The sequence below is a fragment of the Streptomyces sp. sk2.1 genome (assembly GCF_008120935.1).
GTDB lineage: Bacteria > Actinomycetota > Actinomycetes > Streptomycetales > Streptomycetaceae > Streptomyces.
Map to the genome: position 1 here is coordinate 43,272 of NZ_RDBO01000040.1, position 7,159 is coordinate 50,430.

Consider the following 7,159-nt stretch of genomic DNA (forward strand, 5'->3'; position numbering starts at 1 on the left):
GAAGAATCCGCAGAGGACCGGCGACAAACGCAGAAGTCCCGCGACGATTCCGGGGGCGCGACGGCTCGTCCGGGGATGTGGCGGCCTCCCCGGGAGCGGCGATACGGGGCGCTCGACCGGGCAGGAACGGCGTGGTTCAGCCGCGGCTCGGCCGGGTGAACACCCGGCGACGGGCGCGCAGGGTCTCCAGGACCGCCCCGAGGGCGAACGACTGGACCAGGGCGGAGAAGACGACTCCGGCGGTCATGAACCAGACCGGCGACGCGTCGTTCCAGAGAACCTGACCGACCGCCACCGTCACCAGGGAGGTGGGGGCGGTGAGAAGGAACGGCCACACCCCCACGATTCCGGGGTCCGAGAGCAGCGCGGCAGCCATCTCGAACACGATGGACGCGCCGACGATTCCCAGGTAGACGGCTGAAGCGGGGTTGGCGACGGCCAAGCGGTACAAGGCACGAACGTTCATTGACTCCCCCTGGTGTTGTGGTGCTCCCATGCTCCTGGCGGATCATGAACCGGTCGTGAGTATCCGTACCCAAATTCGATTCGCGCCCGGCCTGATCGGTTCGGCCGGGGCGGGGTGGTCCGGGGCGGGGCGGTCCGGGTCAGGTCAGGTCAGGTCAGGTCAGGTCAGACGGTCATGGGGCCGGAGCCCGGCTCCCTGCTCCGGCTCCCGGCTCCCGTAAGTTCGGGCGAGTACCCCCACGACGGCGGTCATGGCACGGCGGAGTTCGGCCGGTGCGACGACCTCGACGTCCCCGCCGAGCCTCAGCAGTTCGCCGCAGGCGTGCTCGGTTCCCTCGATCGGGATGACCGCCTCGACCCAGCCGTCGTCGCCGACCGCGGTCGCGGTGGAGTCCACCGCCCGCACCACCTCCGGGGGAACGTTGTCGGGGAGGCGCCGGCGCCCCCGGGGTGACAGGCGGACGGTGGCGGTGCCGGTGTAGCGGCGGGCCCGGAAGTCGTCGAGGTAGGCGGCCCAGTGGGCACCCAGGTCGAAGTCCCGCGGCCGGTCGAACCGTTCGTCGGTCGGCGCGGCGTCGAGGACCTGGGCGACGCGGTAGGTCGCGGTCCTCTTCCCGGTGACGGTCCCTTCCCCGGTCGCGGCTCTCTCCCCGGTGGCGCTCCCCTCCCCGGTGGCGGCCACGAGGTACCAGGTACCGGACTTGAGGACCAGGCCGTAGGGGTGGAGGCGGCGGTTCACCTCCTGCGGGGCGCGCCAGCGGCGGTAACGCACGTCCACCGCGCGCCGGGTGAGCACCGCGTCGACGAACAGGGGCAGGTGCGGCGTCCGTTCGGGTTCCCGGTACCAGCCGGGGGCGTCCAGGTGGAACACCGCCTCGGCCCGTTCCGCCTCCTCGCGCAGTCCCGCCGGCAGGGCGGCGAGAAGCTTCAGCCGGGCCGCCGACGTCTCGGCCGTGAGCCCCAGGTCGGCGGCGGGTCCGGGCAGTCCGGCGAGGAACAGCGCCCGCGCCTCGCCCTCGTTCAGCCCGGTGAGGCGGGTGCGGTAGCCGTCGAGCAGCCGGTAGCCGCCCCCGCGGCCCGGCTCCGCGTAGACCGGCACCCCCGCGGACTGCAGGCGTGCCACGTCGCGGTAGGCGGTACGCACCGACACGTCCAGCTCTTCGGCGATCTCCCGGGCGGACATACGGACCCGCGATTGCAACAGCAGCAGCACCGAGAGCAGTCGACCGGCAGGCATGCACGCATTCTTCTCCGAATCCCGGAAAGTCGGAAAGTCCAGGAGCCGGAAGCCCGGGAGCCGGAGAGTCCGGGAGCCCAGGAAAGCGGGAGCCGGAAAGTCGGGAAGTCGAACGCCGAAAGCGCCGGAAACACTGACAGCACCTGTCACGTGGTCCCCCTACCGTCGATCTCCGTACCGGCTCCGGACGAACGGGCCGGGAACCCTCTGCGGAGAACGCCGAACAGGAGCCCTGCCGTGCCACCGAACACCGAAACCGCCGTTTCGCCCGCCGTGATCGAGCTTCGCCAGTACACGTTGCGCCCCGGTCGGCGCGACGAACTCGTCGAGCTGTTCGACCGCGAGTTCGTCGAGTCCCAGGAAGCCGTGGGGATGAGCCTGCTCGGCCAGTTCCGGGACCTCGACGATCCGGACCGCTTCGTCTGGTTGCGCGGGTTCCCGGACATGGCGGCCCGCCACCGCGCGCTCACGGACTTCTACGGCGGGCCCGTCTGGGCCGAGCACGGTCCGCGGGCGAACGACACCATGGTCGACTCCGACGACGTGCTCCTCCTGCGTCCCGCGTCGGTCCGGGACGTCCTCCCCGGCTCCCCCGCCGGACGGCCCCCGGTCGGCGCTCCGGCACCCGGGCGGTTCGTGTCCGCCACCGTGTGGTCCTTCCCGCCCGGACGGCAGGACGGCATCGCGCTGGTCCGGGACGGTCTCCTCCCCGTGCTCCGGGAGACGGGACCGGCGCCGATCACCCTCCTGACCAGCGAGCACGCGCACAACACGTTCACCCGGCTGCCGGTCCGCACCGGGGAGAACGTCGCCGTGCTCCTCACTCCGTACCCCGACGGGAGCGCGCACCGCCGGCACCTCGCCGAGGTGCGGGCCCATCCCCTCGTACGGGACGAGATCCTGCCGGGTGTCGAGCGGGAGCAGACGGCGGCGCCCCGGGTGCTACGGCTCGGACCCACCGGCCGCTCGCTGATCTGACACCGGGCGGCTCCGGGCGACTCCGGGGGCGCCGGGACGACGGGGCGACGAGGATGTGGGGTGCCGGGGCGACGGGGCGACGGGGCGAGGCCGGGGCCGTCCGGCGGATCGCGGCGGCGCCGTAGCCTCCGGAGCATGCACAACAGCCTGACGGATCACGCCCGCTGCCTCTACGGGGACGAGTACCGCCCCACGCCGGAATGCGGTCTCGAACATCGGGAGCACTACTTCATCGAGGAGCTGACGTTCGCCGACGCGGACTCGATCCTCGCCCTGCTGCACGAGCTCTGCCCGAACCTGGTCGACGGCCACCTGCCGGTCTGGGTCCGGAACCTGGCCTACCGGCTGGTGCTCCTCCAGCGGCCGGACGAACCGGCGTTGATGCGGGAGGCGGCCGAACACCTGTGGCTGCACGGCCCCGACTGGGACGGCCTCGCGGCGGACCTGACCGAACGGGCCGACGCCCTGGACACACGCTGATCAGGGCGCCGGCCGGTGGGCGGTGAAGCGGACGGTACGGGTCAGGCGTTGGTGGTGCGGGAGTCGGTTTCGTCCAGGAAGGCCAGCATGCGGGCGTTGACCAGGTCGGGGTGGTCGATCTGGGGGCCGTGGCCGGTGGCGGCGATGATCTCGGCCCGGGCGCCGGGCATCAGGCGCGGGACGCGTTCCAGTTGGCGCCGGGGGTGGAGCAGCAGGCTGCGCCTGCCCATGACCAGGTGGAACGGCGTCCGGATGGTGGCCAGTTCCTCGTCGGTCAGGGGGAGGGGGGAGGGGCGTCGGATGCGGAAGGCCCGTACGCCGGAGCGGATCATCTCGCGCAGTTCCGGCACGACGAGGACCGGCTGTTCCAGCCAGGCCGCCAGTCGGGGGCGCAGGGCCTTGGGGGCGGAGGTGGCGAAGAGACTGGCGAAGATCCAGACGAAGAAGCGCAGGCCGACCTTCTCCAGGCCGCCCGGGTCGAGGGCGGTGACGGAGGCGATCCTTCCGGGGCGCAGGTGGGCCTGGTTGATGACGAGCCAGCCGCCGTAGGAGGAGCCGACGAGGTGGACCCGGTCCAGGCCGAGGGCGTCGAGGGCCTCGTCCATCCACTGCGCGGCGCGCTCCGGCTGCCACATGGGTTCCCGGTGCACGCTGCGGCCGGGGTCGCCGGGGGTGTCGAGGGCGTAGACGGGGCGTTCGGCGCCGAGTGCCCGGGTGTTGGGGTACCACTGCGCGGAGCAGCCGCCGGACCCGTGGATCAGGACGACCGGGGTACGGGCCTCGACGGCCGGGTCGGTGGAGCCGTAGCGGTAGACGTGCGTGGTGCCGAAGGAGGTCTCGACGTCCGTCTCCGAGCGGGCCGGCGCGCCGAGCGCGTAGACGGCGTCGCAGGCGGCGAAGTACCGGTCGCGCAGGGCGTCGTTGACGTAGCGGCCGATGTCGCGGCGGGCGCGGGTGGTGTTCTCGGGCATGGCGGCACCTCCGTTGAGGACCCGTTGGGGAACCGCCGGGAACCAGTCCCTCGCGGTAGTGATACGACCGTACCATCATGTTGATACGGCGGTACCATGAAGGCGCCCTGCGGACCCGAGGACACTGCGGGCGCCCTGGCGTCCGGGATGAACGAGACGTACGGGCGTGTACGGGCACAGGCGGGCACGAGCGATGGGTGGAGACACGAGAACATGCCGAAGCGCGTGGACCACGAGGAGCGGCGGCGCCAGATCACCGAGGCGCTCGTCCGGGTCGCCGGGCGGCGTGGGCTGCACGCGGTCGGCATGCGGGACGTCGCGGCCGAGGCCGGCGTCTCGCTGCGGCTCGTGCAGTACTACTTCGGGACCAAGGAGAAGCTGCTGCTGCACGGGCTCCAGCAGCTGACCGACCGGTTCACCGCGCGGGTGGGCGAACGGCTCCGGGCCTGCGGCGCGGACCCCGGCCCGCGCGCGACCGCCGAGGCGCTGCTCCTGGCCTCCCTCCCGACCGACGAGGAGAGCCGGACCTTCCACCTCCTCTACAGCGCGTACGCGATCCTGTCCGTGACCGACGAGGCACTGGCCGCCCAGCCCTTCATCGACAACCCCGACGCCGCCGAGGACGCCCTGACCGGTCTGCTGCAACGGGCCCGGGACGCGGGGCTGACCGCCCGGGACATGAACCCGCGCGTCGAGGCCGTCGGCCTGCTCGCCATGTCGGCGGGCATGGGCATCAGCATCCTCGTGGGCCAGCGGCAGCCGGAATCGGCCACCGAGGTGCTGCGCCACCACCTGGATCGCATCTTCACGCCCCCGGAGGCATGAGCAGGGGGTTGTGCCCTGCTCGCGTCCTCCTACTTGCCCCCGTTGACGACCGCCCGGCGCACCGCGCCCTGTGCCACTCCCCACTTCTTGAGGATCTTGGCGTACTCGCCGTTCGCGATGAGGCGGTCGAGGGCGTCCCGTACGGCGTCGCGCAGGTCCGTTTCGGACTTGGCGACCGCGATGCCGCAGGGAGCGGGGTCGAGTTGGTCCCCGACGAGTTCGAGGGTGCCGCCGCCCGAGCGGGTCGCGACGGCGTGGGCGAGTACGGGGAAGTCGGCGAGGCCGACCGCGGAGCGGCCCGCCCTCACGTCCTCGCAGAGTTCGTTCACCGTGTCGAATTCCCGGACCTTCGGGTTCCCGCGGCCCGGCTCGCCCACGTAGTCCCGGGCCAGTCCGCCGCGCTCGACGGCGACCGTTCTGCCGGACAGGTCGTCGGGGCCCCCGACGCCTTCCGGGTTGCCCTTGCGGACGAGGAGGCCGAGGCCGATGTCGAAGTAGTCGATCATGTCGACGCCGCGCCCGGTCCCGGTGCCGCCCGTCCGTCCCTGCTGGCGGTCCCTGGTGTCGGTCATCGCGGACATGACCAGGTCGAACCGTCCCGCGTCCAGACCGGTCAGCAGGGAGTCGAAGTTGGTGCTCTCGAACTCGAACCGCACGCCCAGTTCACGGCCGAGGGCCTTGCCGAGATCGATGTCCATCCCGACGGTCCTGCCGCCGGTGTCGAGGTACTCCATGGGCGCGTAGGTGGGGTCCGAGCCGACGGTGATGACGCCCTTGTCGCGTATCCCCTTCGGCAGGACGGCCACCCGGGACTTCCCGCCGGAGTTCCCGCCGGACCGCGAACCGCCCGTGGAGCCGCCGAAGCCGTCCGGCCACAGCGTCCAGCCCAGCGCCCCGCCGCCCGCCACGACCCCGGCCCCGGCCAGCGCGGCGAGCACACGGCGCCGACTCGGCGACGGAGACGGGACCGGAGTCGGATTCGGATGCGGAGTCGCGGGTCCCTTCGTCACGAAAGCGGTGGGCACGGCGTCGGCCGGCACCACAGCGGTGGGCACGGCGTCGGCGGGCCCGGAGCGGTCGGCGGGGTTCGGGGAACCCGCGGGGCCGGAAGGGAGCAGTTCGGTCGGGCCCGTCGGGCCGGGCGGCGGTACGGGCGGCAGCGGCGGGGAGAAGTCCATGGGCCGTGCGCCCCCGCCCCGCGCCCCGGCCGGGCGGACCTCCCCGGCCGGGCCGGTCCGTCCGGACAACAGGTGGTCCAGCTCCCCGGCCAGCTCGCGCAGCCGTACGGAGACGGGTTCCGGCAGCCAGTCGGCGTACGGGCCCGGGGTGCCGGCCCGGTTCATCAGGACGGGCAGCGCGGGCCGCTGCCCCGGCTCCCTCGCCAGGCAGTCCGCCGCCAGTTCCCGCAGCCCGTCCGGCAGGCCGTCGAGCCGCGGCTCCTCGTGCACGGTGCGGTACATGAGGATCTGCGGATCGGCGCTCCCGTACGGGCCGCCGCCCGTCGCCGCGAACACGATCACCCCGCCGAGCGCGAACACGTCCGCCGCGCCCGTGACCTCGGGCCCCGACATGACGAGTTGCTCGGGCGCCATGTAGCCGGGGGTGCCGAGCGCGGTGCCCGTCGCCGTCAGGGCCGTCTCCGCTGCCGAGTACGCGATGCCGAAGTCGATGACGCGCGGGCCCTCGGCCGTGAGCAGGATGTTCGACGGCTTGAGGTCGCGGTGGACCAGGCCCTGCGCGTGCACCGCCGCCAGGGCGTGCAGCAGGCCCGCCGTCAGCAGTCGCGCCGCGGGGCCGGGCAGCGGCCCGTCGTCGCGCACGGCGTCGGTCAGGGAGACGCCCGGCACGTAGTCGGTCGCCATCCAGGGCACGTCGTCGTGCGGCGCGGCGTCGACGACGGGGGTCACGAACGGCCCGCTCACCCGCCGGGCGGCGGCCACCTCGCGGGCGAAGCGCGTCCGGAACCCCGGGTCGTCGGCCAGTTCGGAGCGCGCGGTCTTCACCGCCACGGCCCGCCCGTCCGCCGAGTGGCCGAGATAGACCCGTCCCATGCCGCCGCCCCCGAGCAGCCCGACGATCCGGAACGGGCCGATCTGCCGCGGATCGTGCTTCGACAGCGGTCGCACCGGGTCCCCCTACTCACGACGGCGATTGAATACGGCAGTATTCCGCACCCCTCCGCGCCACCACCCCACCGCACCCC

Annotated in this window: 7 protein-coding genes; 3 read left to right on the plus strand and 4 right to left on the minus strand. The window is 73.1% G+C overall.

Translation table 11 applies throughout. The features are described from left to right. Positions 1 to 136 precede the first annotated feature (136 nt). Both EAO76_RS14635 and EAO76_RS14640 read right to left on the minus strand, forming a co-directional pair. Positions 137 to 466 carry an SCO4225 family membrane protein gene (locus EAO76_RS14635; RefSeq protein ID WP_148836381.1) on the minus strand — a complete coding sequence of 110 codons (330 nt, stop codon included), beginning with the start codon at positions 464 to 466 and terminating at the stop codon, positions 137 to 139. 159 nt (positions 467 to 625) lie between these two features. After that, on the minus strand, positions 626 to 1,702 hold the full coding sequence (locus EAO76_RS14640) for a YafY family protein (RefSeq protein ID WP_148836382.1): 1,077 nt from the start codon (positions 1,700 to 1,702) through the stop codon (positions 626 to 628). 237 nt (positions 1,703 to 1,939) lie between these two features. Here EAO76_RS14640 and EAO76_RS14645 point away from each other — a divergent pair, with 237 nt between their 5' ends. Together EAO76_RS14645 and EAO76_RS14650 are read left to right on the plus strand one after the other, a co-directional pair. After that, positions 1,940 to 2,680: an NIPSNAP family protein gene (locus tag EAO76_RS14645; protein ID WP_148836383.1), complete on the plus strand. Its 741-nt coding sequence runs from the start codon at positions 1,940 to 1,942 to the stop codon at positions 2,678 to 2,680. Positions 2,681 to 2,815: 135 nt separating this feature from the next. Then, a complete protein-coding gene (locus tag EAO76_RS14650) occupies positions 2,816 to 3,160 on the plus strand; it encodes a hypothetical protein (protein ID WP_148836384.1) in 345 nt (114 codons plus the stop codon). A 41-nt stretch (positions 3,161 to 3,201) separates the two neighbouring features. Here EAO76_RS14650 and EAO76_RS14655 read toward each other — a convergent pair whose 3' ends face one another. Continuing rightward, the gene (locus tag EAO76_RS14655) at positions 3,202 to 4,131 is read right to left on the minus strand and encodes an alpha/beta fold hydrolase (protein ID WP_148836385.1); all 930 of its coding nucleotides are present in this window, start codon (positions 4,129 to 4,131) and stop codon (positions 3,202 to 3,204) included. A gap of 213 nt (positions 4,132 to 4,344) precedes the next feature. Here EAO76_RS14655 and EAO76_RS14660 point away from each other — a divergent pair, with 213 nt between their 5' ends. Next, positions 4,345 to 4,956: a TetR/AcrR family transcriptional regulator gene (locus EAO76_RS14660; protein WP_148836386.1), complete on the plus strand. Its 612-nt coding sequence runs from the start codon at positions 4,345 to 4,347 to the stop codon at positions 4,954 to 4,956. 29 nt (positions 4,957 to 4,985) lie between these two features. Here the strand turns inward: EAO76_RS14660 and EAO76_RS14665 are convergent, their stop codons facing one another. Continuing rightward, complete coding sequence (locus EAO76_RS14665; protein ID WP_148836387.1) at positions 4,986 to 7,082, minus strand: bifunctional serine/threonine-protein kinase/transporter substrate-binding domain-containing protein; 2,097 nt, start codon at positions 7,080 to 7,082, stop codon at positions 4,986 to 4,988. Positions 7,083 to 7,159: the final 77 nt, after the last annotated feature.